1 protein-coding gene is annotated in these 1,494 nt (G+C 31.9%); it reads right to left on the bottom strand.

The window, feature by feature from the left end; genetic code table 11:
• Positions 1–57: 57 nt before the first annotated feature.
• A protein-coding gene (locus tag EG242_RS14750) for an IS3 family transposase (protein WP_397259307.1) occupies positions 58–1,415 on the bottom strand; the annotation gives its coding sequence in 2 pieces (ribosomal slippage) (positions 58–1,077 and positions 1,080–1,415; 1,356 coding nt in all).
• Positions 1,416–1,494: the final 79 nt, after the last annotated feature.

Here is a 1,494-nt window from a genome sequence, read left to right as displayed (position 1 = left end):
TGTACGTCTTCAAACTAATTTGGACACATTCCTGTAGAAATTAAGATAGTGTTTGGTTTATAAATTTAGTATTTTTTCTTGATTATACAATTGTCTTCTTTTAGCAATTGTTTTTTGTTTAATAATAGCTCTTTGCTCAAGTATTTTATCCGATCTTCCATAGTATACATCAGCTGGTGTTAAGTTGTTTAAAGATTCATGATATCGTTTATTGTTATAATTTTCTACAAATTCATTTAAAGCTTGAATTAATTCTTCTGGATGGTAAAAATGATTCAGTTTAACCACGTTTTTCATTGTTCTGTGGTAGCGTTCAATTTTTCCTTGAGTTTGCGGATGCATTGGTTTTCCATGAACTTGTTTCATTTTTAATTGATCTTTCAAATACGTTTTTAGTTCGTTTGAAACATAACAGGGGCCATTATCCGATAGTAGCTTTGGCTTGTGTTTGGTTTTTAATCGAGCCTTTGCAATAGCTGTGTTCACGGTTCTTTTTACATCTTCAGCCTTCATAGAATCACATAATTCCCAGTGAATGATATATCGACTGTAATCGTCTAAAATTGTACTTAAATAATACCATCCCCATCCAATAATTTTGAAATAAGTAAAATCAGTCTGCCACATTTGATGTACAAATTGTGTTTTATCTTTAAATTCATTGGAAGCAGCAATTAAAATATGATTGGGGGCAGCAATCAAACCTCGTTGCTTTAAAATTCGATAAACACTGGATTCTGATATATAAATTGCTTGTTCATCAGTGATTTTAAAAGCCAGTTCTCGGGATGATAATTCGGGATGATCAAGGGCTAATTCAACAACTAAATCCTTTTGATTATCTGGAATACTGTTCCATTGCCGATTTGTCAATCGTTGTTTTGGCTTTAAGCCATCGAACCCTTTTTCTAAATAATTTTGATACCATTTATAAAAAGTACTTCGAGAAATTCCGTAAGCTTCTAAAGTACGTTTAACACCTAATTCGCTTCGTGTTACCTGTTGAATTATCTCATGTTTTTCAGTAGCAGTTAATCTCATATAGCGTTTTAATGAATCTGCTAATCCATCATGTCCAAACTTTTTTTTACAATGTCATAGCGTAGAACTAAGTCGGCAACCATCTCTTTTAATCGAGCATTTTCTTTCTTTAGCTCTGTTACTTCATCACTTGTAGCTTCACGAGTTACGTCGCCAGATAAGCGTTTTTTACCTGCTTCAAGGAATTCTTTATTCCATTTGTAAAATTGAGATTGGTTAATACTGTATTTTCTACATAATTCAGCTATAGAAATTTCTGCACGTAGTGCTTCCATAACTATTAAAATCTTTTGTTCTGCTGTAAAAATACGACGGGTATTATTACGAATGTCTTTTACAAAAGATTCTGCGGATTTTTTCTTTGGTGTTCCCATAATTAAAATTACATTTTTTTTAGAAAACACTATCTTAAATTATGTATCTAAACTGTCCACTTTTTGCTGACGATTTACA

Origin of the sequence: Paenimyroides viscosum (assembly GCF_003858535.1) — a bacterium.
GTDB lineage: Bacteria > Bacteroidota > Bacteroidia > Flavobacteriales > Flavobacteriaceae > Flavobacterium > Flavobacterium viscosum.
The sequence above is the reverse complement of the archived record's forward strand: the minus strand, read 5'-3'. Positions and strand labels throughout refer to the sequence as shown.